General features: G+C 63.3%; 22 protein-coding genes and 1 tRNA gene. 20 read left to right on the forward strand and 3 right to left on the reverse strand.

All coding sequences use genetic code 11. From position 1 onward, the window contains the following. The first annotated feature begins 24 nt into the window (after nt 1-24). On the forward strand, nt 25-657 hold the full coding sequence (locus V5F68_RS09155) for an alpha/beta hydrolase (RefSeq protein ID WP_394012243.1): 633 nt from the start codon (nt 25-27) through the stop codon (nt 655-657). Nucleotides 658-677: 20 nt separating this feature from the next. On the opposite strand, the gene V5F68_RS09160 is transcribed toward V5F68_RS09155, so the two are convergent. After that, entirely contained in the window at nt 678-1,619 is a 942-nt protein-coding gene (locus V5F68_RS09160) for a hypothetical protein (protein ID WP_394012245.1), read from the reverse strand. Nucleotides 1,620-1,897: 278 nt separating this feature from the next. On the opposite strand from V5F68_RS09160, the gene V5F68_RS09165 reads away from it, so the two are divergent. From V5F68_RS09165 to V5F68_RS09185, 5 genes are all read left to right on the forward strand, one after another. Then, complete coding sequence (locus tag V5F68_RS09165; protein ID WP_394012247.1) at nt 1,898-2,221, forward strand: hypothetical protein; 324 nt, start codon at nt 1,898-1,900, stop codon at nt 2,219-2,221. 32 nt (nt 2,222-2,253) lie between these two features. Next, nucleotides 2,254-2,529: a hypothetical protein gene (locus V5F68_RS09170; RefSeq protein ID WP_394012249.1), complete on the forward strand. Its 276-nt coding sequence runs from the start codon at nt 2,254-2,256 to the stop codon at nt 2,527-2,529. Between the two features lie 166 nt (nt 2,530-2,695). Next, nucleotides 2,696-3,001 carry an ETC complex I subunit gene (locus V5F68_RS09175; protein WP_348847981.1) on the forward strand — a complete coding sequence of 102 codons (306 nt, stop codon included), beginning with the start codon at nt 2,696-2,698 and terminating at the stop codon, nt 2,999-3,001. Between the two features lie 70 nt (nt 3,002-3,071). Next, nucleotides 3,072-3,148 (forward strand) — tRNA-Arg (locus V5F68_RS09180). 156 nt (nt 3,149-3,304) lie between these two features. After that, nucleotides 3,305-4,009, forward strand: a complete 705-nt coding sequence (locus V5F68_RS09185; RefSeq protein ID WP_394012251.1) for a hypothetical protein — start codon at nt 3,305-3,307, stop codon at nt 4,007-4,009. A gap of 255 nt (nt 4,010-4,264) precedes the next feature. Here the strand turns inward: V5F68_RS09185 and V5F68_RS09190 are convergent, their stop codons facing one another. Continuing rightward, entirely contained in the window at nt 4,265-4,558 is a 294-nt protein-coding gene (locus V5F68_RS09190) for a hypothetical protein (RefSeq protein WP_394012253.1), read from the reverse strand. 149 nt (nt 4,559-4,707) lie between these two features. Here V5F68_RS09190 and V5F68_RS09195 point away from each other — a divergent pair, with 149 nt between their 5' ends. The 11 genes from V5F68_RS09195 to V5F68_RS09245 all read left to right on the forward strand — a co-directional run bounded on the left by V5F68_RS09195 (nt 4,708) and on the right by V5F68_RS09245 (nt 17,924). Next, nucleotides 4,708-6,489, forward strand: a complete 1,782-nt coding sequence (locus V5F68_RS09195) for a potassium/proton antiporter (protein ID WP_394012255.1) — start codon at nt 4,708-4,710, stop codon at nt 6,487-6,489. Nucleotides 6,490-6,564: 75 nt separating this feature from the next. Further along, complete coding sequence (locus tag V5F68_RS09200) at nt 6,565-6,861, forward strand: hypothetical protein (RefSeq protein ID WP_394012257.1); 297 nt, start codon at nt 6,565-6,567, stop codon at nt 6,859-6,861. 112 nt (nt 6,862-6,973) lie between these two features. Continuing rightward, nucleotides 6,974-8,173: an aminotransferase gene (locus V5F68_RS09205; protein ID WP_394012259.1), complete on the forward strand. Its 1,200-nt coding sequence runs from the start codon at nt 6,974-6,976 to the stop codon at nt 8,171-8,173. Between the two features lie 180 nt (nt 8,174-8,353). Continuing rightward, a complete protein-coding gene (locus V5F68_RS09210) occupies nt 8,354-9,514 on the forward strand; it encodes an efflux RND transporter periplasmic adaptor subunit (RefSeq protein ID WP_394012261.1) in 1,161 nt (386 codons plus the stop codon). Between the two features lie 3 nt (nt 9,515-9,517). Beyond that, entirely contained in the window at nt 9,518-12,637 is a 3,120-nt protein-coding gene (locus V5F68_RS09215; RefSeq protein ID WP_394012263.1) for an efflux RND transporter permease subunit, read from the forward strand. Nucleotides 12,638-12,907: 270 nt separating this feature from the next. After that, nucleotides 12,908-13,096, forward strand: a complete 189-nt coding sequence (hemP, locus tag V5F68_RS09220; RefSeq protein ID WP_394012265.1) for a hemin uptake protein HemP — start codon at nt 12,908-12,910, stop codon at nt 13,094-13,096. A gap of 148 nt (nt 13,097-13,244) precedes the next feature. Beyond that, on the forward strand, nt 13,245-14,063 hold the full coding sequence (locus tag V5F68_RS09225) for a hypothetical protein (RefSeq protein WP_394012267.1): 819 nt from the start codon (nt 13,245-13,247) through the stop codon (nt 14,061-14,063). A 154-nt stretch (nt 14,064-14,217) separates the two neighbouring features. Next, nucleotides 14,218-15,948, forward strand: coding sequence for a phospholipid carrier-dependent glycosyltransferase (locus V5F68_RS09230; RefSeq protein ID WP_394012269.1), 1,731 nt, complete (start codon nt 14,218-14,220; stop codon nt 15,946-15,948). Next, nucleotides 15,945-16,850 (forward strand): phosphatase PAP2 family protein, encoded by a 906-nt coding sequence (locus tag V5F68_RS09235; protein WP_394012271.1) that lies wholly within the window; start codon nt 15,945-15,947, stop codon nt 16,848-16,850. The genes V5F68_RS09230 and V5F68_RS09235 overlap by 4 nt, the downstream gene beginning before the upstream one ends. A 53-nt stretch (nt 16,851-16,903) precedes the next feature. After that, nucleotides 16,904-17,602 (forward strand): glycosyltransferase, encoded by a 699-nt coding sequence (locus V5F68_RS09240; protein WP_509274687.1) that lies wholly within the window; start codon nt 16,904-16,906, stop codon nt 17,600-17,602. Continuing rightward, on the forward strand, nt 17,592-17,924 hold the full coding sequence (locus tag V5F68_RS09245; RefSeq protein WP_394012273.1) for a lipid-A-disaccharide synthase N-terminal domain-containing protein: 333 nt from the start codon (nt 17,592-17,594) through the stop codon (nt 17,922-17,924). Before V5F68_RS09240 ends, V5F68_RS09245 begins: the two co-directional genes overlap by 11 nt. Nucleotides 17,925-18,055: 131 nt before the next feature. On the opposite strand, the gene metC is transcribed toward V5F68_RS09245, so the two are convergent. Further along, complete coding sequence (gene metC / locus V5F68_RS09250; protein ID WP_394012274.1) at nt 18,056-19,234, reverse strand: cystathionine beta-lyase; 1,179 nt, start codon at nt 19,232-19,234, stop codon at nt 18,056-18,058. A 174-nt stretch (nt 19,235-19,408) separates the two neighbouring features. Between metC and V5F68_RS09255 the strand changes: the two genes are divergently transcribed. From V5F68_RS09255 to V5F68_RS09265, 3 genes are all read left to right on the forward strand, one after another. Then, complete coding sequence (locus V5F68_RS09255) at nt 19,409-20,419, forward strand: amino acid ABC transporter substrate-binding protein (protein WP_394012275.1); 1,011 nt, start codon at nt 19,409-19,411, stop codon at nt 20,417-20,419. Nucleotides 20,420-20,557: 138 nt separating this feature from the next. Then, nucleotides 20,558-21,850 (forward strand): amino acid ABC transporter permease, encoded by a 1,293-nt coding sequence (locus V5F68_RS09260; RefSeq protein WP_394012276.1) that lies wholly within the window; start codon nt 20,558-20,560, stop codon nt 21,848-21,850. 7 nt (nt 21,851-21,857) lie between these two features. After that, entirely contained in the window at nt 21,858-23,249 is a 1,392-nt protein-coding gene (locus V5F68_RS09265; RefSeq protein WP_394012277.1) for an amino acid ABC transporter permease, read from the forward strand. Nucleotides 23,250-23,260: the final 11 nt, after the last annotated feature.

The following is a 23,260-nucleotide window of genomic DNA, read 5'->3' on the forward strand; positions in this document are numbered from 1 at the left end:
AGGTCTGAAATGACCACTTATCCATTGACGGCAGACGCCGCACTCTCCTTCACCCACAGCTTCGAGCCTGCTCTCCGCCCTGGCGCTGCGCCATTGCTGTTGCTCCACGGAACCGGCGGTGATGAGAACGATCTCCTGCCGCTGGGCCGCGCGCTTTCGCCTAACGCGGCCCTGCTTTCACCGCGCGGAAAGGTGCTTGAAGCCGGCATGCCCCGCTTCTTCCAACGTCTTGCGGAAGGCGTCTTCGATCATCAAGACGTCAAGCGCCGCGCCAACGAGCTTGCCGATTTCATTGGTGAAGCGCGCGCCAAATACGGCCTTTCGGCGCCGGTGGCGGTCGGATTTTCCAACGGCGCCAATATTGCGGCGGCCATGCTGCTGCTTCGGCCCGAGGCGCTGGCTGGTGCCGTGTTGCTACGCGCCATGGTGCCGCTGGAAGAAAAACTTCCCGTCGGTCACTCGGCAGCGCCGGTGCTGATCCTCTCGGGCGCCATGGATCCGATCGTGCCGGCCGGCAATGCGGCCGCCCTGGCGCGGATGCTGGCGGCAAGCGGGGCTCAGGTGGAGCATGTGACGGTTCCGGCCGGGCACGGCCTGACGCAAGCCGACCTCGTCAAAGCGAAAGCGTGGATCGACGCGCTGTCCGCAGCCAGCTGATGGCGGCGCAAGCCTGAGCTTCAGGGCCTGATGTCGGAGCTGCAGTCTGGCCGTGGGGGCACTGCCATATGCGGGGCGTGGGTCATCGTGCCCGTGCCCCGTGGCGTGCGATCCTCGATCTCTGCCAGCGCGTCGCGCCCGCAACTCATCAGAACCGAAAAACCCGCGGCGAAGAAATCCTCGATTCCAGCATGCAGTGCGGAGGTGGCCATGATGCCGCCTTCAAAACCCGGAAGGCGTCGCAGCAGTCCTTCTGCTTCCGCCTCGCGCGCCAATTTCAGAACGTGCGCGCGCGATACATGACATCCTCGCGCCAGAGCGGAGATGGAAACAGCGGGGGGCGCGTCACTCCCGGCCGCCAGCGCATCATTTGCTGCCGCCGCCAGAAGGAATGCCATCATCAGCCCACCGTCTCGCTCCGCAAAAAGAGCGAGCGCACGCGCGGTATCGAGCAGGCGCACGCCGGTCATATACCGGCGGCCCAATTGCCGGATCAGGGCGCTTAGGAAGTCTGGATTGTCCAGCCCCGCAAGAATGAGGGAGCCGAGCGGATTGATGTGGGCCAACGCCCCACTCATGATGGCCCAGCGCCGGGTATGTTCGTCCAGGAGGCGCTGCGTCGGGACCAGCGGGCGTATGCGCCCGCTTTGAGCACGGATATCGGACGTGCGCCCGACCTCGAGAAAGCCGGCCCAGCGCATCAGCAAAATCATGGCTTTCGCGCGCCCGCGGCTGCATACGCCAGTGTCCTGGCAAAGGTTGGACAGCCGTGTCACGGTGACGCCCACGCCGTTCTCGTCCGGCTCGTGATGGAGATAGAGCGTGCACAGGGCGAGCGCCAAGCGGCCGCGATCGTTGAGAATGCGGTTCGGGAGCAGGTGGCCACGGTACATGCCCGTGAGGCCTCGCATGGCTTGGTCGACAGCCACAGAGAAACCAGGCTGCTGACGCAGCGCAGCCATATGCACGAAAGCGTCTCCAAACGCAGCGGAAGATGCCGCGTCGTGCGATGCGCTCTCAGAGGATCGCTGGTCTAGGTCCATTCCCCGCTCGGTATCCGGCCAGCCGCAAGTTTGAGACAAGCAGTAAGTGATACCGACATCTAGCACGCCTCGACGGAGCGCGAGACATGCCCAAAAAAATCTTCCCCATTTATTGCCGCGAACGGTCAAGAATCGCCATTGAGAACCCCAGTCGCCACGCCTAACCCTTAGCGCCCTATGTCTCTGGGAGTTGAGCCATGTCTCGTCTCGCCGTCACGCTTTCCGCCGCCGCTCTGGCCCTGGCCGCCATCGCCGCCGTTCCTACGCCGAGCCAGGCGGTTGTCTATTGTACCGGCCCCGGCGTTCCCGCAGGCTGCGTTGTGCGCCCGAAGCCCCGCGTGGTTTATTGCACCCGGCCCGGCTATCCGGCTGGGTGCGTCGCCAATGGCACCGGCGTGGGCGTTCGGCCGGGCGTTGGTGCGGGTGCTGCCGGCGTGGGCGTCACACCTGGAGTCGGTGTCGGTGCGCCGGGATATGGTGCAAATGCTGGCGGACCGGTGAACCGAGTCGGCGTCCGCTGAAGCGGTCCAATGCCATCACGATGGAGAAGCCTGTGACATTCAAGATGATTGCGGCCCTGAGCCTGTGCCTCGTCTCCACCTCCGTGTTCGCGGATCGCCCGGCGGCGAACAAATGCGCGGCCGGTCTCACCGCCGATTCTCAGGCGATCTATGCCGCCGCGGCGCCACAGATGAAGCCCGGCGCTGATGCGCGTGCCGTCATTACCGCGCAGACCAAGAGCCTTGTCATGTCTGGCCAGATCAACCAGGGAACGGCACGCGCCTCTGCTGAAGCTGCCGCCACCTGCCTGAAGATGATCAATTCCTGATCGCTGCTGAACAATGCCCGTCGCCGGTTCGCCGGCGGCGGGACGAGGGCCGCATTGCAAGAGCCTTCACGTCACGATAGAAGCATCCGAACTTAAGTATTTTCGACGGCGTGGCCTGTCGGGGGCAAGGCCCCTCGGCTCGGCGATACATCGGGGCAGGCGAGCAATGGTGGCACGCATCTTCAAGCCGGCGCGCAACGCGATGCAGTCCGGCGTTGGCAAGACCAAGCATTGGGTGCTGGAATATGAGCCGGAGCGCGCGCGCTCCGTCGAGCCACTGATGGGCTACACCAGCTCCGCCGACATGAAGAGCCAGATCCACCTGCGTTTCGAGACCAAGGAAGAGGCCGTGGCCTATGCCGAGCGCCGCGCCATTCCTTACCAGGTGTTCGAGCCTCACGAGCCGGTACGCCGGAAAATCGCGTATTCGGACAACTTTTCCTTCCGACGCCAGGGCCAGTGGACTCATTGATTGCGCGTTCGGTGGATGACAGTGCAACGCGCGGCGAAAGCGGCGTGCGTTCATGTTAGAACGGCCGCGTGGCCCCGTAGCTCAGCTGGATAGAGCAGCCGCCTTCTAAGCGGCAGGTCGCAGGTTCGAGCCCTGCCGGGGTCGCCAACGTGGCCCCATGGGGCACCTTGCTGGCGCGCCTGGCTCCTCTTGGCGCAATTATATATTTTCACTGCCGCCAGCCTGTTGTCCGAGCCCGCTGCAATTGACGTCTCGTGCGAAGCTGCGACCTGTATGTGGAAAGGCGTGTGAGCGGAGACCGCTGTGGGCATCCAGCTAAATGGCAGCATCGTCCACATCGGCTTCCACAAGACCGGAACGAATTCCATACAGCATGTGCTCGGATACGGGCGCGATGATCTGCTGCGGGCCGGCTGGGTTTATTACACGGGTCGCCATCTGATCAACAATCATGTGGAATTGCATGCTGCAGCGATGCGCCCGGGCCGCATTTCCACGTTCCGCCTCGAAAGCGGATTGGTGTTTGACGAAGCCTATCGAAGCGCGGTGGAGCAGGATCTCCTCGCGCTCCGCGTCGCGCATGTGGGCCGCACCTGCTTGTTCTCGGCGGAAGGGATCTGCCTGCTGCGTTACAGGGATGAAGTCGCGTGGCTGCGGGATGTGCTGCCCCAGCCTGTTCGGATCGTTGCATGCCTTCGGGAGAAGACGGCCTTTATGGCCTCCTATCGCGCGCAGCTCCAAAGATCTCGGCATCTGTGGGGAGATGTCATTCGGCCGGATGAATATCATTACACGGCCGATGATTCCTGGCTGTGGGACTACGAGGCTCGTCTCGCCCCCTTCCGCGAGGTCTTGGGTGATGATGCCGTGACTGTGCTGGATTACGATGCGCTCACGGCAGCCGAAGGCACGATCGTGCCCGGTTTTCTCCGAGCCATCGGGATGCGCGACGTGCTGCCACCGGAGGCGTGGAGCGGCCTGTTCCTTAATGTGCGCCGGACCCGCTGAGGGCTATGATCGCTAGTGGCTTGGGGCTACAGTGAAGAATGATCTGTGCCGAATGCCCAAGATGTCGCCGCCGCTCCATCATTTCCTCTGAATCCCCGCGTCTTCAGCCAGTGGGAACGGAGGAGGAGAGGGCGGCGCAGGATATCAGCCTTCGCTGTGACCTGTGCGGCAGCAAGAAAGTGCGGATTTATAATTTTACATCGCCGATAGAAGCCGTGCGCTTCATGGCAAATCGCGGTTAATCCACGCTAGGCCTCACGCCGCAGCGATGGACTTCTTTTCCGGCGCGCGCTGCGAGACCAAGGTGAGGGGCCTGGGCGCCGGGATTTGCACGCCTTTGCTCACCAAAGGGAACTGGCTCAGCAACTGCCCATCCGCGTTAAGGGCGAAGACTGCGATCCCCGCAACGTACGGTAGATCGTCGTCGACGATCTGCAGAGCAAGATCAAGATCGAAGCATACGGTATCAGGTTCGGGCGTGGTCGCACCTGATGCGGTACGCAAGCACGCCCTGACCAGGAAGGCTCGGGCAGCGAAATCTGACGACATGGGTCCTATCCATCTTCGGCTGATCTGCCGCGGCACGTTTTGTTGGCCTTGGCGTCACATGGGGTTTTTATACCCCCAGCGCCACAATCGGGATACAGGCGAGCATTGCATGTCCCAAGTGTGAGGCAAATGCAGGATTTCAAGCGCTGATGGAAGTGATCGGGCTATCAAATTTGGTGCTGCTGGTAGGTGCCGCCCTCGTGGTGGTCGGCACGCTATCGAGCCTGCTGGCAGCGCGGTTCGGCGCGCCTTTGCTGCTGATCTTTCTTTTGATCGGCGTGCTCGCCGGAGAGGATGGTCCGGGCGGAATCCACTTCAGCGATTACGGGGCCACCTATGTCGTAGGCTCCGCCGCTTTGGCGGTCATCCTGTTCGACGGCGGGCTGCGCATGCGGGCCACTACCATGCGTGGTGCGCTCGCTCCTGCCTTTCTGCTGTCCACCGCCGGCGTATTCATGACGGCGGCGCTGGTCGCTGGCGCGGCCATGCTGCTGCTGGGTCTGGGCTTTCTGGAAGGCTTGCTGGTTGGGGCCATTGTCGCATCCACCGATGCTGCCGCGGTCCTGTTCCTGGTGCGTGCACAGGGCCTGCGTCTTGGCCGCAGGGTCGGGGCGGTCATCGAGATCGAATCGGCCACCAACGATCCCGCCGCCGTGTTTCTCACCATCATCCTGGTGGAGCTGCTCATGGCGGGCAGCAGCCATGCCGGCTGGGACATCCTGGCCGGCGCGGGACAGGAACTTGTTCTCGGCATCGTGTTCGGCGTGGCCGGGGGATTCCTGCTCGCCTTCATGATCAATCGCATAGATCTGCCGGCGGGCCTGCATCCGGTATTCGTGGTCGCCTCTGCAATCGTGATCTTTGCGTTTACGTCAGTGCTGCATGGGTCCGGGTTTCTCGCGGTCTATCTTGCCGGCCTCGTTGTCGGAAATCGGCCGGTACGGGCGCTCGCGGCCATCACGAGCTTCCACGATACCGTGACCTGGCTGTGCCAGATCGTCATGTTCGTGATGCTCGGCTTGCTGGTGTCGCCGCACAGCCTGATCGACGCCATTCTGCCCGGCCTTGGTGTTGCCGCCTTCCTCATTCTGCTCGGGAGGCCGGCGACGGTGTTTATCTGCCTATTGCCGTTCGGCTTTTCGCTGCGGGAAAAGGTGTTCGTTTCGTGGGCCGGGCTGCGCGGCGCAGTTTCCATCTTTCTTGCCACCATTCCCATGCTTGCCGGACTTCCGGGAGCGCACACCTATTTCAACATCGCCTTCATCGTGGTCGTGACGTCGCTGTTGCTGCATGGCTGGACCCTCGCGCTCGCAGCGCGCCGGCTGGATGTGGCACTCGCAGATCCGCTCCGCGAGCCGCAGCGCTTCGAGATCGATCTTCCGGGGCAAAGCGAGCATGAGCTTGTGGCCTATCCCGTAGCGGCTGGGACGGTGGGGATCCGGGCCGACCTGCTGCCGGACTGGGCGCGCATGGTCCTGGTGGTGCGTGAGGGGAAGGTGCTGGGCCCCGAGGAGGCCGGCCTCCTGTTGTCCCGGGATTACGTCTATCTGCTCACGCCGCCGCAGCGCGTGCATCAGCTTGATCGGCTGTTCATGCTGGAGGAATTGGTCTGGGGCCAGGATGCGGCTTTTCCCTTTGCTGGCGAAATCCGGCTCGGCGACATCGGCGAGCTCTATGGCTTGCCGATTCCGCCAAAGGACCGGGACTTCACCGTGGCAGCTGCCTTTGCGGATCGTACGGACGACCGTCCGGCGCCGGGCATGCGTATCGTGTTCGGCCACGCGGCCATCGAGGTGCGGCAGGTGGAAAACGGCCGCGTGACATTGGCCGCACTGCGGCTGGAGCGGGAGGACGCGGGGCGGGGGACGCAATTCATTCAGGCGTTTTTGCGCCTGGCACGCAAAGGCCGCAATCAAACAGGCACTATGTGACCGCCACGTTGGCGCTCGGGTCGCTTCGGCCGAGCCACGTGCGCACGGATTGCGAGTCGCAAGGGGAGGCACCCGATGGTGCGATTGTTCATGCGGGGCCGGGGCGAGCGAGACGGGGCGCGCGATGCGGGCCGAACGCTCGCCGAAAGCGTCCGGCGCATTCTGGCTCTGGATGAAGCGGCTTCGGTTTCAGTGAGTGAGATTGCCTGTGGAGACCCTGCCTGCGGCGGAGCCGAGACCGTGATTCTTGTCATGCGCGCGGGCGAGCGGACACGGGCCGCCAAGCTGCTGAAGCCTCTGGCATCCGTCACCGACGAAGAACTGGCAACGGCCCTGGTACCGCTTTCCGCGCCAGAAGCAAAAACCGCATAGCGCAGAAGCATCCGTCCGGATTTGATCGTCGGCCTTGACGCGGGGACCGATTCCCGCTCTGCCACTCGCCGGTTTGATTGCCCATCCTTTCAAGAATGATTGCGTGCGTGTCATGTCTCAGCCAGCCGCGGCCCCGCATCCCGTAGGGCGAACTCTCAATCCGGTCTATTCCGCTCTGCCGACCACCATTTTCGAGGTGATGTCGGGACTCGCCCGGACCCACGATGCTGTCAATCTCGGCCAGGGTTTTCCTGATGATCCGGGTCCGCTCGATGTGCGCCAGAAGGCTGCCGATGTGGTGCTGAACGGCTGGAATCAATATCCGCCTATGATGGGGTTGCCGGAATTGCGGCAAGCGGCGGCGGTGCATTACCGTCATTGGCAGGGGCTCGATCTGGATCCTGAACGCGAGATCATGGTCACCTCTGGCGCCACAGAGGCGCTTGCCGGCGCTTTGTTCGCGCTCATCGAGCCGGGCGACGAGGTGGTGCTCTTTCAGCCTCTCTATGACGCGTATCTGCCGCTGGTGCTGCGCGCCGGCGGCGTGCCGCGCCTTGTTCGGCTGGAGCCGCCCTCCTGGCGGATAACCGCGGAGCAGCTCTCACGCGTGTTCAGTCCGCGCACCAAGCTGGTGCTGTTCAACAACCCACAAAATCCGACCGGCGTCGTCCACAGCCGCGAAGAACTTCAGCTGATCGCGGACCATTGCATAGCCTTCGACGCACTCGCGGTGTGCGACGACGTGTGGGAGCATGTGGTGTTTGACGGTCGGCGCCACCTGCCGCTCATGGCGTTGCCGGGCATGCGCGACCGCACTGTGAAAATAGGATCGGCGGGCAAGATCTTCGGCATGACGGGCTGGAAGGTCGGCATGGTCTGTGCCGCGCCGGAGCTGATGCGCGTCCTTTCCAAGGCCCACCAGTTCCTCACCTTCACAACGCCGCCGAACCTCCAGGCTGCAGTAGCCTATGGCCTTGGCAAGGACGACCGCTATTTCGAGGATATGCGCGCCCAGCTCCAGCGCGCGCGCGATCGGCTTGCCGGCGGGCTTTCCGCGCTTGGCTTTCCTGTGTTGCCGAGCGCGGGCACCTATTTCCTGTCCATCGATCTTTCGGCACTCGATCCCGCACTGGACGACGAGGCCTTTTGCCTGGACCTGGTGCGTACGCACGGCGTCGCCGCGATCCCGGTATCCGCCTTCTATGCACAGGACCCGGTGCGCTCGGTGGTGCGCTTCTGCTTTGCCAAGCGCGACGGCACTCTGGATGCCGCTCTCGACCGTCTGCAAAACGCCATAGCGGTATATCGGTGAGTTACCTTTTGCCGGGTGTAAGTGTGATTTTGAGTTATCACGGATACGTTAGGGAAGGGGCCGAGCGACAAAAGCCGCTTTCCTCGACGCTCAATCGGGGTCAAATGAAGGTACGCTTACGGAAGGTCGGAGCGCGTGCGCGCGATCCGGTCACATGCGGCTTCTGCGGTTGAGGTGTTCATGGGTGTGGGACGCAGTGCGAACAGGCGCCGGATACTCATCGTCGTTCTCGGCTTTGCCGCGATCGGCGCAGTGGCCTATGCGTGGACCCACGGTCTGATCGGAAAAACAGGCGGCACCGCAAACGCCCAGGCGCAGCAGGAACGGCGGGTACCGGTTCTGGTGGCCCCAGCGGTTGAAAAGGACATGCCCTTGCGCCTCGAGGCGCTGGGCACTGTAGAACCTCTGGTCACGGTAGCCATCCGCGCCCGCGTGACCAGCCGGGTGGAGCAGGTGCTGTTCGAAGACGGCGCGGCGGTCAAGAAGGGCGATGTCCTGCTGGTGCTCGATGCGCGCGAGGTGGACGCGCAGATTCGCCAGGCCGAAGCAACGCTCGCCAAGGATAAGGTTCAGCTTGAGAAAGCCCAGCGGGATGTGGAGCGCTACAGCGGTCTTCTCGCCCGCAGCGCGGTATCGCAGGTCCAGCTCGACGACGCCAAGACGACCGCCGACATGCAGCGGGCGACGGTCGAGCAGGATGAGGCCAATCTTCAAAACCTGCGGGTACAGCGAACCTATTATGAGATCGCCTCGCCGGTGACGGGCCGCATCGGCATTTCCGGCGTGCGCCCCGGAGCTGTCATCCGGGTGGACGATACGCTCGCAACCGTTCGCCAGTTCAAGCCCATCTATGTCACCTTCGGCGTCCCGGAACGCTACGTAGGAGAAGTGCGTGCCGCCATGGGCAAGGCGGACGTGGATCTGCGCCTCCAGGGTAGCAACGACCGCGTCAGCGGCGGGCGGGTAGTGGCCATTGACAACACAATCGACCCCCAGACCGGCACGTTGATGGTGCGAGCGCTGTTCCCGAACGAGGACGAGCGCCTCTGGCCGGGCACACTTGGCGACGTTTCGGTGACCTTGCGCATGGAGCCGGATGTGATCGCCGTGCCTGCAGAGGCGGTGCAGAACGGCCAGAATGGTGCGTTCGTGTTCGTGATCGAAAAGGGCTTGGCACAAGTACGTCCGGTGACCGTCGCCCGCACCGTGGATGGCGAGGCTGTGGTCACGAAGGGCCTCTCGGACGGCGAGACCGTGGTGACGGAAGGCCAGCTTTCGCTGCGGGCCGGCAGTCGGGTGGACGTGAAGACGATATCGCCGCAGCGGCCGGCCGGGAGCTGAGCCATGTTTGCGGAACTATGCATCCGCCGCCCAGTCCTGACGACACTCATGATGCTGTCGTTGATCGTGGCCGGCCTCTTCGCTTACCGGCTTCTGCCGGTGGCGGCGCTGCCGCGGGTGGACTTTCCCACCATCAACATCACCGCGACGCTTCCAGGCGCCAGCCCTGAAACCATGGCCTCCGCGGTGGCGACACCCATCGAGCGCCAGCTTTCGACCATCTCCGGCATCACCTCGTTGACCTCATCGAGCACCCAGGGCTCGACCTCGATTACCATCCAGTTCGATCTGTCCCGCAATATCGATGCGGCCGCTCTCGACGTGCAGTCGGCGCTTTCGGTGGCGCAGCGGCAATTGCCGGACGAGATGACCACGCCGCCGAGCTTCAGGAAGGTCAATCCGGCAGACGCGCCGGTGATCCTACTGGCCATCTCCTCAGATACGCTGCCCTTGTCGTCGGTGAACGAATATGCCGACACCATCATCGGCCAGCAGATTTCCCAATTGCCCGGCGTGGCGCAGGTGCAGATTTTCGGCACCCAGAAGTATGCGGTGCGCATTCGCGTGGATCCCGCCGCAGCCGCCACCCGCAATATATCCGCCGCCGACATCCAGGGCGCGATCCAGGCTGCGGCTTCCAACACGCCGATCGGGCAATTGTCGGGGCCCAAGCAGTCCATCACCATCGACATGGGCATCCCAAAGGCGGATGCGGAGGTCTATCGCCGGCTGGTGGTGGCGTGGCGCAACGGCGCGCCGGTGCGGCTGGATGAGATCGCCCGCATCACCAACGGCGTGGAGAACGAGCGCATCGCCTCCTGGTTCAATGACGAACGATCCATCGTCCTTGCCGTCGTCCGCCAGCCCGAAGCCAACACCGTGGCCGTCGTGGACGAAGTGCGCGCCCATCTCGCCCAATACCGTGCCCAGCTTCCGGCTTCGGTGAACATCCAGGTGCTCAACGATCGCTCGGTCTCCATCCGCGATGCGGTGGCCGACGTGCAGAAGACCTTGATGGAAGCCATCGTGCTGGTGGTTCTGGTGATCTTCCTGTTTCTGCGCAACGTGCGCGCAACCATCATACCGGCGCTGGCGCTGCCGATCTCCATCATCGCCACCTTCGCCGCCATGTGGGTGCTGAACTTCTCCATCAACAACATGACGCTGCTGGCGCTCACCTTGTGCGTCGGCTTCGTGGTGGATGACGCCATCGTGGTGCTGGAGAATATCTATCGCCATATCGAGAACGGCATGAAACCGTTCGCGGCGGCGATCCTCGGTGCGCGGGAAATCGGATTCACCATCATTTCCATGACGCTGTCACTGGTCGCGGTGTTCATCCCGGTGTTGTTCATGGGGGGCGTGGTCGGGCGTGTGTTCCGCGAGTTCGCGGTCACGATCTCGATCGCCATCCTGGTGTCGGGCTTTGTCTCCCTGACCCTGACACCCATGCTCTGCGCCCGTGTCCTCAAGCCTGTGGACCATCACAAGAAGCCCAACGCGTTCTTTCGCGTCACCGAAGCCATGTTCGAGGCCTGGCTCGGCGGCTATCGCCGCAGCCTGGATTTTGTGCTGCGGCACCGTCCGTTCATGCTGGGCGTGACGTTTGCGACGCTGTTTGCTTCGGTCGCTCTCTATATCGCGATCCCCAAAGGGTTTTTCCCCACCGAGGATACCGGCTTCATCACCGGCACGGTGGAAGCGGCGACCGACACGTCGTTCGAAGCCATGGTCGAGCGGCAAAAGCGGGTCGCAGACGCGGTCCGCGAGGACCCGAGCGTCGCCTATCTCGTCTCCACCGCCGGCGCGACCGGGGTGAGTCGCACCACCAATACCGGGCGCCTGTTCGTGGCGCTGAAGCCGCGCGCGGAGCGCAGCAAAAACGCGACGCAGATCATTCAGGACCTGCGCAAGCGGATGGCGGTGATTCCCGGCGTCAACGTGTTCTTTCAGCCCGTTCAGAACATCAATATCGGCGGCGTAGCCTCCAAGAGCCAGTATCAATACACGCTGCAAAGCTCTGATACGGCCGCTCTTTATACCGCCGCTCCGGCGCTGCTGGATCGTCTGGCCGAGCTCCCCGGGCTGCGCGACGTGACATCGGATCTGCAGATCTCAAATCCGCAGCTCACGATCGATCTCGATAAAGACAAGGCGGCGGCCCTCGGCATTACCGAAGCGCAGCTGCGTGACGCGCTCTATACCCAGTTCGGCACCCGGCAGGTCGCCACGCTCTACACTTCGACCAACCAATACGCGATCATCGCCGAGGTGCAGCCGCGCTTCCAGCGCGATGCCAATGACCTCAGCAAGGTCTATCTGCGCACCTCCAAGGGCGGGGTGGTGCCCCTGGAATCGGTCGCCGAGATCCGCCGGACGGTCGGCCCGCTGCAGATCGCCCACCAGCAGCAGCAACCGGCTGTGACCATCTCCTTCAACCTCACGCCGGGCACGTCGCTTGGCCAGGCGGTTGAGCAAATCCGCTCGGCGGAGCTGGCAGCGAACCTGCCGCCAAGCGTGAATACCGGCTTCCAGGGCACAGCCCAAGTCTTCCAGGATTCACTTTCCAACCAACCGCTGCTGATCCTGGCGGCCGTGGTGGTGATCTATATCGTGCTCGGCATCCTGTACGAGAGCTTCATCCACCCGCTGACGATTTTGTCGGGCCTACCCTCCGCCGGCATTGGCGCAATCGTGACGCTGATGGCTTTCGACATGGAATTGTCGGTCATCGCCATCATCGGCATCGTCATGCTGGTGGGCATCGTGAAAAAGAACGCGATCATGATGATCGACTTCGCCCTCGGCCGGCGGCGCGAGGGCGTGGACGCGCAGGATGCCATTCGGGAAGCCTGCTTGATGCGGTTCCGCCCGATCATGATGACCACGCTGGCTGCGATCTTCGGCGTGCTGCCAATTGCGCTCGGCGCCGGAGCGGGCTCGGAATTGCGTCAGCCGCTCGGCATCGCCGTGGTGGGCGGGCTGTTGGTGTCGCAATTGCTGACTCTCTACATCACGCCGGTGATCTACCTCTATCTGGATCGATTCGACCGTATCGTGACCCGCGCAGTCTCCGGCGGCGAGGATCCGCACCCCGCGCCGCCACCCGCGCCGGCCGAATAGCGCGCCGATCGAAAGGCCAGGCTTGAGCAACCCAACGCCATTGCTGTTGCCGCCGGTCACGCATTATCCGAACGCCTCGAGCCGTTTTAGCCCGATCCGCCGCCATGCCGCGTGCATTGCGAAGCGCCTTGATGCGCCTGCGTTGATTTGCGCGCTTTAATGTATTACTGAACATTCATGTAGTGAAGATCTAATATTGAATGGTTCTAAGGAGCGCAAAAACTTGCTCTAAGCCATTCTAGGCGAGAATTTGATTTGGAGTAATTCAAAATGGCGAAGCATGAACATAGCGGGGCTGCGTGGGGGGCGGAAAACAAGGCGCGGGCCTTGCCGATGATCGGCGAACAACTCGACAGCCGCGATTTGTTTGCTGCCGGGCGTGTGATTACCATCGCCCACGGAGAGCAAGTTTACCAATTGCGTTTGACCGCACAGGGCAAGCTCATTCTGACAAAATAGTGCGGTGCAGCACAAAAGGCCGATCAGATTGCATCCAGAGCGGATGCAGTCTTCATTAAGATGACTTCCGTTACCTTCGAAAAGCCGGCTATTGTTTCGCACTCTCGTGGCGATAACATACCGGGTGCGAAGGTGGGGGGCGGAAGACATGAAGGCCGTTGACGCGCGCACACTCCGCGATGGGATTGAAGCCACAGGCGGCATGGACGTGGTGGACGCGTTCTTGCCCCTGCCGGATTGTGACACCCTCGCCGCCTGGCCGGCACAAGGCGAGCAACGCACGAAATCCCTGGCGCGCTTTCTGCTCCGCCGCATGGATCTGACCGGAACATCCGCAGCCCTTGTAAGCATCCCGGCGCCGGCACTGCTGTCCGACGTGCTGGGGATTGTCAGGCATGCGCCAACGCGCTTGCGGGCCGTGGTTCCTGGCAATGCCTGGCTTGATGCTGCGACCCTTGGGAACCTTGCACGACACGGCGTGGCGGCCATTGCTGTCGATGGGGCTGATCTTGCCGCCGCGGGCGAAGCCGCTGCCGGTGCGCTGATGCGCCGGCTCGGCGCCTTCGGGCTGCATCTCCAGCTTTCCGGTTCCGAAGCATACCGTGCGGTGCCCTTTGTGTTGGGGCACGCGGTTCCGGTCGTGCTTGATTATCGCATCGGTGATGTGCAGGAGAACGCGGCGTCGTTCGGCATCTCGCGGAGCAACCATGCGGATTTATGGCTTCGCCTGCGTCTTGCCCACGATGCCAGTCCGCTGGCCATCGAGCGGGCGAGCCGCCACATCCAGGCGCATAGCACCCAGCGCATGATTTGGGGCGGGGGACGCAGGCGGCCCGGCGCGATCCTCTCGGCCCTGCCGGCGCTGATTCCCGGTAGCGTGGCCCTCGCGGGGGTGCTGGGAGCGAACGCCCGTTGGCTTGTCTTCGGAGCCGATCTCGACTGGAACGAGTTCGGCGACGCCGCCTGACATTCCAGGCAGGGAGTCGCCATTCTTCCGCCCATCTGCTCCGCCAGTGCAGGCGTAAGGGAATATGGTCGGTGCCAAGCGGGGAGGTGGCTCTTTCCGGCGCGGGCGTTTCTGCTATGGTCCCGCGCCCTGAACGACCGGACCAACTGAACGCATGGCCATTTCCGAGCCCGCCGGCACGCGCCGCACCCGGGCCATCGACATTGGGACCTCTTTGAGCGAGGGCCTCGATCGCGTGGCCGCGAGCCATGCGCGCGCCCTGCTGACGCTGGTGGTGGTGGCGTTCCTTGCCTTCCTCCCGGGCATTTCCAGCATCTCGCCCATCGACCGCGACGAAGCGCGCTTCGCCCAGGCGACGAAGCAGATGCTCGAGAGCGGCAATTATGTGGACATCCGCTTCCACGATCAGGTGCGCTACAAGAAGCCGGCCGGTATTCACTGGCTCCAGGCGGCGAGCGTAACGATCGCTGAGGCTGTGGTCGGTCCCTCGGCGCGCTCGTCCATCATCTTTTACCGCCTGCCGTCTTTGTTCGCCGCCGTCGGTGCGGTGTTGCTGACCTATTGGGCGGCGCTGAACTTCGTATCCCGGCGTGGCGCGCTCATGGCTGGGCTGATGATGGCGAGCTGTGTCCTGCTGGGCGTTGAAGCGCGCCTCGCGAAGACCGATGCCGTTCTGCTGTTTACCACCCTGTGCTCGATGGCGGTCCTCGCGCGTGTCTATGTGACACCCGATGGTGACACGAAAGGCGATTTCGCGCGGGCTGCGATTTTCTGGACCGGGCTCGGCGTGGGTATCATGGTGAAGGGGCCCATGGCGCCGCTGTTCGTGGGCCTGCCGGTCCTGGTCCTGGTGATCATCGAGCGATCCGGCGGGTTTCTGCGGCGGTTGAAGCCTCTGCCCGGGTTGGCGTGGTGCGCGCTCGTCTGCCTGCCATGGTTCATCGCCATTTATTTCGTGACCAACGGCGCCTTCTATAAACTTGCGGTCGGCGTCGACATGTTGGGCAAGGTCACGGACGGGCAGGAAGGGCATTGGGGCCCGCCGGGCACCTATCTGCTCGCCATGTGGGGAACGTTCTGGCCGGCAATCGCCCTTGTCGCCATGGCGGTGCCGTTCGCCTGGCGCGCGCGCAGGGAACGCGCGGTGCGGTTCCTGCTGGCCTGGGTGGTTCCGGCCTGGATCGTATTCGAGATCACCGCGACCAAACTGCCGCATTATGTCCTGCCGCTCTATCCCGCTCTTGCCATTCTTGCCGCTCTGGCGATGGAACGGGGCGCGCTCGCAGGGCAGGGCCGGCGGATGCGCGATTTCGCCAATTTCTGGCCGATCCTCGGCGGCCTGTTGTTCATCGTGCTTGTGGTCGGGTTCCACTATCTCGGCAGCGGCCTCGCGCTTGTCGCGTGGCCATTGCTGGCTGTGGCGGTGGTGCTGATGGTGATCGCCGCGCGCAGCATTGCCGCGCCGGGGCCGCAACCGGCTTTCCTGGTTGCGGTGTTGGGCGCTCTCGTTCTGTATTGGGGTGTGTTCGGGGTGCTGCTGCCGCAAATGCGCGGCGTGTGGATTTCCGAGCGTCTCGCCGAGATCGTGCGCGAAAGCGGCTGCCCGGCGGCCAATGTCGCAACCGTCCCCTATCAGGAGCCGAGCCTCGTCTTCCTCGTGGGCACGGATATCAAGTTCACCGATCCCCACCAAGCCGGCGACCTGCTCAAGAAGGGCGGATGCGCGATCGCGTTCATCGGGGCGGATATGAAGCCGCTGTTCGAGGCCCACGCTCGCGATATCGGGCTGGCCTACCGCGCCACTGCGACGGTGGACGGCTTCACCTATAATGGCGGGCGCAAGGTGAGCATCACCGCCTATCGGCCGGCGGAGGGCACGCCATGACCGATGCCGCGCCGCAGGAGACCCGGGCGAATGGCCGCCTTGCGCGCATGTTCGCCGATCTTCTGGCGCTCTTCGCGAGCCTGCTCGGGGCGTGGCGCTACCTTTGGCGGCGTACCGTCCGCGGGCCGCAGCCGCGAGTCGGGCTGGCCGGTGCGGTGGAAGGCATATCCCTGGCCATCCTCGTGGCGAGTCTGGTTGCCGCTTCTATGATCCTTGTGGACCCTTTGATCCCGGGCCTGCGGCTGAAGACGCCCATGGGCATCGTGCATTTCTTCGAGCGCATCACGGCGCTCGGGCTCGGCGGCGTCATTCTGTGGCCGTTGGGGCTCGCCTTGCTCGGCGTGCTCGCGCTCAAACCGCATCTCGACGACATGGGTCGGCGCATCGCGGCGGCGGTGGCGGCGCGCCTCGGCTTCTTGTTCTTGAATGTCGCCGGGGTCGGGCTGGCGGTGCTGGTGGTGAAGTATCTGCTCGGCCGCGCGCGGCCGTACATGGCCCTTCATCTTGCAGGCCCGAACGCACAGCTCACGTTCGATTGGTTCGCCATGCGGGCCAGCTTCTCGTCCTTCCCCTCAGGCCATAGCACGGTGGTGTTTGCGGTCGCGCTCGCGTTCGCCGCCCTTTATCCGCGTGCGCGGGCGGCGCTGATTTGCGTTGCGGTCCTTGTCGCCATATCGCGTGTGGTGCTCGGATCGCATTATCCCAGCGATGTGCTTGCTGGCGCTGCGCTCGCAAGCCTTTCGACCATCTTGATGGTAAAGCTGTTCGCGGCACGCCGTCTGGTCTTTGCCGTGGCTGGTGACGGTGCAGTCCGCCCGATGGCCGGGCCGAGCGCACGCAGGCTGGCCCACCTTGTTCCTAAATCCGCACGCATATCCGCGCTCGAAGAGGCGAGATCTTGAATTCCCCCGCGCCCAACTCCCCGCAAAATCCTCGTCTTTCAGTCGTCATCTCGGTGAAGGACGAGGCGGAAAACATCGCCCCGCTCGTGGTGGAGATCGAAGCCGCGCTTAAAGAGCCCTTTGAGCTGATCTTCGTCGACGACGGATCCACCGATGACACGTTGGTCCAGCTCAACGCGGTCGCCGCGACCCGGCCCCATGTGCGGATTCTGCGCCACGCGAAGGCCTGCGGGAAATCCGCCGGCGTCAACACCGGCGCCTGGGCGGCGACTGGAGAGATTCTTCTGCTGCTCGACGGCGATGGGCAGAACAACCCGATCTATCTGCCGCAGCTCTTGCGTCTGCTGGACGAGGGGGGGGCACGGGTCGGTATGGCCCAGGGCGAGCGTCAGGGACGCAAGGATACCGTCTTCAAGCGCATCCAGTCGCGCATCGCGAATGGCGTGCGCAGGGGATTGCTGCAGGACGGTACGAAGGATACAGGGTGCGGCTTGAAAGTCGTGCGGCGCGAACTCTATCTGCGCCTGCCGGTATTTGACGGGCTTCACCGCTTCACGCCCGCGCTTGTCGCGCGTGAAGGGTACGGCATCGTGACATGTCCGGTGGTGGACCGGCCGCGCTGGCACGGGAAATCCAAATATGGCTTCTTCGATCGCCTTTGGGTCGGCATCGCCGATCTTCTGGGGGTGTGGTGGCTGATCCGGCGCCGTCGCGTGCCGGAACTGGTTGAGGTTGATCCGAATGCTCGTTGAACTGGTCCAGGCCGCCGGGAATTATTTGCATGACGTGTTCGTCTCGCAACTCGACTGGTGGGTCGTCCTCGGCTTCGTGGCGCAGATCCTGTTCACCATGCGGTTCGTGGTGCAATGGCTTGCGAGCGAGCGGGCCGGGCGCTCGGTAATACCGTTTGCGTTTTGGACCTTTTCGCTGGGCGGTGGCACGCTGCTACTGGTCTATGCGCTGTATCGCAAGGATCCGGTGTTCATCGCCGGGCAGGCCCTCTCGACTTTCATCTACATTCGCAATCTGCAATTCGCCTTGCGCGAGCGCCGGGCGGACCGCGCGGCGACGTGACGACCGTAGCGGCTCGAATACGGCTCCCCCGTTGTCCGATCCTCCAAGCTTTCCCCCCGCGTTAGGGGGGAGAGTTCTGCGGTTGCGGTGGGCCGGGAGGTGCGCACCGAATTGGGAAAAGACGGGCGGTCCTAGGCCGCCGCCATCTTCGCGAAGGCCTGATCAAGGTCCGCCATCAGATCCGCAGGGCTTTCGAGCCCGATGTGGAGTCGTACCCCGGGGCCTTCGGCCTGCCACTTGGTCGCGGTGCGATAGGTGGAGCAGTCGAATGCGATGATGAGGCTTTCGTAGCCGCCCCACGAATAGCCCATGCCGAACAGTTCAAGCGCATCGAAGAAGGCCGCCAGCGCCGGCTCCGCCACCGGCTTCAGAATGATGCTGAACAGGCCCGACGAACCCTTGAAATCGCGTTTCCAAATGGCGTGACCCGGATTGTTCTCAAGCCCCGGATGGAGCACCCGAGAGACCTCGGGGCGGGCCTGCAGCCAGCGGGCCACCGTCAATGCCGATGCCTGATGGCGCTCGAGCCGAACCGCCATGGTGCGCAGGCCGCGCGAACCAAGGGCGGCGTCGTCGGGGCTGATACAGATTCCCATGTCTCCATGGGTGTCGTGCACCCGCTTCCAGCTCTGCCCAACCGCAGAAATGGTGCCGAGATTGAGATCGGCGTGCCCGCCGATATATTTCGTGCCGGCCTGGATGGAGATATCCACACCGAAATCGTGCGGCTTGAAAAACAGGGGCGTTGCCCACGTATTGTCGATGAGCGTGGTGATGCCGCGAGCGCGCGCGACCGTGGTGATGGCCGGCACATCCTGCATTTCGAAGCTTTGGGAGCCTGGCGCCTCAAGGAATATGGCGCGCGTGTTTTCCCGTAACAGTTGCGCGATCCCTGCCGCAGCGAGAGGATCATAATAAGTGGTCTCAACACCCATGCGGCGCAGCACCGTGTCGCAGAAACGGCGTGTGGGGTAGTAGACAGTGTCCACCATCAGCAGGTGGTCGCCGGCGGCCAGGGCGCTCAGCAGCGCGATCGAGCAGGCCGACAGGCCGGACGGCGTAAGTGCCACGCCGTCGGAGCCTTCCAAGGCTTGCAGAGCCGTTTCAAGGGCTTCCGTGGTCGGATTGCCGCGGCGGCCGTAGCTGTAGCGGCTGCGGTGGGCGGCGAGATCGGCATAATTTGGATAGAGCACCGTTGAACCGCGCACCACGGGCGGGTTGACGAACCCATCAAAACGGAACGGATCGCGGCCGAGGCGGACCACCTCGGTTTCTGGCTCGAAACTTGCTTTACGGTCGGTGGGCGTCATCGGATGCTCCGAAATGCCTAATCCTGCGTCTGCCCACGCTCGCGGCATGCTATTGACCACCCGGTCGCGAGGGATTGAGATGTATCCCATACGACGTCCCGGACAACGGCGTCGATCCCGAACACCGGGACGTTGTCCGATTGGCTTCAGGTGCAACAAGAGAAGGGACCTTCCGTGAAACGCATCCTGTGTGCAGTGGCTGGATTGATCGCGCTTGGCGTCGGCGCGGGGCATGCCGCGACGCTTGACGACGTGAAGGCGCGCGGCGCTCTGAATTGCGGCGTGACGCAAGGCCTTCCGGGATTTTCCAATCCCGACGACAAAGGCAACTGGACCGGCATCGACGTGGACTTCTGCCGCGCCGTCGCGGCGGCCATCTTCGGCGATGCGACCAAGGTGAAATTCTCCCCGCTTTCGGCGAAGGACCGCTTCACTGCGCTTCAGTCAGGCGGCATCGACGTGCTTTCGCGCAACACCACCTGGACCATGTCGCGCGACACCACCCTCGGCTTTAACTTCGCCGGCGTGATGTATTACGACGGCCAGGGCTTCCTGGTGCGCAAGTCGCTGAACCTGAAGTCCGTCAAGGATTTGGCTGGCGCTTCCATCTGCGTGCAGACGGGCACCACCAACGAGCTGAACGTTGGCGATTATTTCCGCACCAACAATCTCAAGTATGAGCTGATCGCGTTCGCCACCATCGACGAGACGGTGAAGGCTTATGATTCCGGCCGGTGCGATGCCTTCACCTCGGACCAGTCGCAGCTTTATTCGGTGCGGCTGAAGCTGACCAACGCGAATGACCACGTCGTTCTGCCGGAAGTCATCTCCAAGGAACCGCTTGGCCCGCTGGTGCGTCACGGCGACGATCAGTGGTTTGATCTGATCAAATGGACCTATTTCGTGCTTCTCAATGCCGAAGAGCTTGGCGTGAACAGCAAGAACGTGGACGAGATGATCAATTCCCAGAATCCGGAGATCAAGCGTCTACTGGGTTCAGATGGCAAGTACGGCGAAGCGGTGGGCGTGCCCAATGATTGGGTCGTCAAGATCGTGAAGCAGGTGGGCAATTACGGCGAGATCTTCGAGCGCAATCTCGGCGCGTCGACCCCGCTTGCCATCAACCGCGGCCTCAACAAGCTGTGGAACCAGGGCGGCCTCCAGTACGGCATGCCGGTGCGCTGAAGTAGCGATCCGGCGCCCTTGTGGGCGCCGGATCTTTTCGCCGGCCCGCCGGCGCCGTCTCGGCTGGAGGCGGAACGACCTTTCTCACTTTTCTACATTTTCCAAAGGGCCGCAGAGTCCTGGATCTTGAGGGGCTAGATGACAGACGCACGCTGGTCGGAGCCCGCTCCGACGCGCCGGCGATGGTCGTGGACCGACCCGGCGCTCCGTTCCGCAGTGATCCAGATCGCATTGGGCATCGCGCTCATCTGGCTCGCCTGGTCGTTCTTCGCCAATGCCCAGGCCAACCTTGCCCGGCAAGGCATCGCCTCCGGGTTTGGCTTCCTCGACAATTCCGCCGGCTTCGGCATTACGCAGACGCTCATTCCCTATTCGGAATCCATGAGCTACGGCCGCGCCTTCCTGGTGGGCCTCCTCAACACGCTGCTGGTGGCGTTCCTCGGCATTATCCTTGCCACCATCCTCGGCTTTCTGGTGGGTGTCGCGCGCCTGTCCGAGAATGTGGTCATCAAGGCGCTGGCCTCCGCTTACGTGGAAGTGACGCGCAATCTGCCGCCTCTGTTCCAGATCCTGTTCTGGTACCTTGCGGTTCTGGCGGCGATGCCGAACCCGCGCCAGAGCTGGGGCTTCGGCCTGCAACCCCTGTTCAATTTCCTTGCCGACACCTTCGCGGGAATCGGCCTCGCGCCACTCGGTTCCACGTTTCGGACCCTTGCCGGCGATGTGGCGGGTCCGTCGGTGTTCGTCAACAATCGCGGCCTGGTCGTTCCCAGACCGGTGTTCGAGAGCGGCTTCGTCTGGGTTGTGGTGGCGTTCTTCCTCGCCATCCTCGCCTCGTTCCTGATCGGCCGGTGGGCGAAGGCGCGGCAATTGGCGACGGGCCAGCAATTCCCGGTGTTCTGGACCGGCTTCGGCCTCATCGTCGGCCTGCCGATCATCGTGTGCTTCGCGCTCGGTGTGCCTGTCACGCTCGAAAAGCCGGCGCTGCAAGGCTTCAACTTCGTTGGCGGCGTGCGCGTGATTCCGGAATTCGTTTCGCTGCTGCTGGCATTGTCGATCTACACCGCCGGCTTCATCGCCGAGATCGTGCGCGCCGGCATCCTCGCTGTGTCCAAGGGCCAGACCGAGGCGGCAAAATCGCTTGGGCTGCGCTCGGGTCCGACCCTGCGTCTCGTGGTCATCCCGCAGGCCATGCGCGTGATCGTGCCACCGCTGACCAGCCAATATCTGAACATCACCAAAAATTCGACCCTGGGCGTCGCGGTCGGCTATCCGGACCTGTTCGCGATCTTTGCCGGTACGACGCTGAACCAGACCGGTCAGGCGATCGAAATCATCGCCATCACGATGGCGGTCTACCTCACCATCTCCATCCTCACTTCGGCGTTGATGGGTTGGTACAACAAGCGCGTCGCGCTCGTGGAACGGTGAGGGCGCCATGAACACTGCAACGCGCCCCGCGCCCCAGGCGGCTTTTGTCGCTCCCAAGGATTTGCGCCCCCAGGAGCCGGCGCCGGTCTCCAATCGCGGCATCTATGGCTGGTCCCGCGCCCATCTGTTCGGCTCGGTCGGGCAGGTGTTGCTGACGCTGCTCGGCATTTTGGTGGTCTATGTCACCATCCCCCCACTGCTGAAGTTCTTCATCTTTGACGCAGTCTGGAGCGGGGCTGGGCGCGACGCATGCCTGCCTGAGAAGATCGGCCGTCCTGTCGGGGCGTGCTGGCCCTTCATCTATGCCAAGTTCAACCAAATCTTGTACGGCTTCTATCCGGAGAGCGAGCGGTGGCGGGTCAATATCGTCTATTTTCTCGGTGCGGCGTTGCTCGCCCCGCTTCTGTTCCCCAAAGTACCCTACAAGCGGTTGAACGCGCTTGCCTTTTTCGGCATCTATCCGGTGGTGAGCTTTGTTCTGCTGACCGGCGGCAATCTCGCGCTCAATAATTTCCTGCTGGGGGGCACCGGGCTTGAAAACATTCGGGGCTCGTTCGCCGGGCTGCGCCTGTCCTATTGGGTGCAGTTCATCATCGTGACCGGACTTGCGTGTGCAATCGCAGCTCTCGCGGCGCCGGTTTTCGGTGGCAGCCGGCGCGGTGCCGTTCGCGGCACGCTCTCCACCTTCGGCGTTATCGCCTTGGTGCTGCTGGCCGTGGACCTAGATTTCGGCCTTCAGGAAGTGGAGACCCGCCAATGGGGCGGCCTGCTGGTGACGCTCGTGATCGCCGTCACCGGCATTGTCGTGTCGCTGCCGCTGGGCATCCTGCTCGCTCTCGGCCGGCGATCCAACCTGCCGCTGGTGAAAATTTCTTCCATCGTTTTCATCGAGTTCTGGCGCGGCGTGCCGCTGATCACCGTGCTGTTCTTCGCAACCTATATGCTGCCCCTGTTCCTGCCGGGCCGGTTCACCATCGACGGGCTGTTGCGGGCGCTGGTGGGCGTGGCGCTTTTTGCCTCCGCTTATATGGCGGAGGTGGTGCGCGGCGGTCTCCAGGCGATTCCCAAGGGCCAATACGAGGGCGCGCAGGCGATGGGCCTGCGTTCAGGCCTGATGATGCGCCTCGTCATCCTGCCTCAGGCCCTGAAGCTGGTGATCCCCGGAATCGTGAACAACTTCATCGGCCTGTTCAAGGACACCACACTGGTCCTGATCGTTTCGATCTTCGATCTGCTGGGCATTCTGCGCGCGTCCTTCACCGATCCGTCCTGGGCGACGCCGACCACGCTGTTCACCGGCTTCGGCTTCGCGGGGCTTGTCTATTTCGTCTTCTGCTACGGCATGTCCCGGTATTCGATGGCGCTGGAAAAGCGGCTCGACCGGTCCAACCGTCATTGAGGGAGCGTGCC

It is taken from the genome of Roseixanthobacter pseudopolyaromaticivorans (genome assembly GCF_043195145.2).
Taxonomy (GTDB): Bacteria; Pseudomonadota; Alphaproteobacteria; order Rhizobiales; family Xanthobacteraceae; genus NCEH01.

Coding starts and splice junctions, on each gene's coding strand:
- V5F68_RS09160 (WP_394012245.1), bottom strand. CDS start 1,619: ATGGCTGCGCTGCGTCAGCAGCCTGGTTTCTCTGTGGCTGTCGACCAA.
- V5F68_RS09165 (WP_394012247.1), top strand. CDS start 1,898: ATGTCTCGTCTCGCCGTCACGCTTTCCGCCGCCGCTCTGGCCCTGGCC.
- V5F68_RS09175 (WP_348847981.1), top strand. CDS start 2,696: ATGGTGGCACGCATCTTCAAGCCGGCGCGCAACGCGATGCAGTCCGGC.
- V5F68_RS09190 (WP_394012253.1), bottom strand. CDS start 4,558: ATGTCGTCAGATTTCGCTGCCCGAGCCTTCCTGGTCAGGGCGTGCTTG.
- V5F68_RS09195 (WP_394012255.1), top strand. CDS start 4,708: ATGGAAGTGATCGGGCTATCAAATTTGGTGCTGCTGGTAGGTGCCGCC.
- V5F68_RS09200 (WP_394012257.1), top strand. CDS start 6,565: ATGGTGCGATTGTTCATGCGGGGCCGGGGCGAGCGAGACGGGGCGCGC.
- V5F68_RS09205 (WP_394012259.1), top strand. CDS start 6,974: ATGTCTCAGCCAGCCGCGGCCCCGCATCCCGTAGGGCGAACTCTCAAT.
- V5F68_RS09210 (WP_394012261.1), top strand. CDS start 8,354: ATGGGTGTGGGACGCAGTGCGAACAGGCGCCGGATACTCATCGTCGTT.
- V5F68_RS09215 (WP_394012263.1), top strand. CDS start 9,518: ATGTTTGCGGAACTATGCATCCGCCGCCCAGTCCTGACGACACTCATG.
- hemP (WP_394012265.1), top strand. CDS start 12,908: ATGGCGAAGCATGAACATAGCGGGGCTGCGTGGGGGGCGGAAAACAAG.
- V5F68_RS09225 (WP_394012267.1), top strand. CDS start 13,245: ATGAAGGCCGTTGACGCGCGCACACTCCGCGATGGGATTGAAGCCACA.
- V5F68_RS09230 (WP_394012269.1), top strand. CDS start 14,218: ATGGCCATTTCCGAGCCCGCCGGCACGCGCCGCACCCGGGCCATCGAC.
- V5F68_RS09235 (WP_394012271.1), top strand. CDS start 15,945: ATGACCGATGCCGCGCCGCAGGAGACCCGGGCGAATGGCCGCCTTGCG.
- V5F68_RS09245 (WP_394012273.1), top strand. CDS start 17,592: ATGCTCGTTGAACTGGTCCAGGCCGCCGGGAATTATTTGCATGACGTG.
- metC (WP_394012274.1), bottom strand. CDS start 19,234: ATGACGCCCACCGACCGTAAAGCAAGTTTCGAGCCAGAAACCGAGGTG.
- V5F68_RS09260 (WP_394012276.1), top strand. CDS start 20,558: ATGACAGACGCACGCTGGTCGGAGCCCGCTCCGACGCGCCGGCGATGG.
- V5F68_RS09265 (WP_394012277.1), top strand. CDS start 21,858: ATGAACACTGCAACGCGCCCCGCGCCCCAGGCGGCTTTTGTCGCTCCC.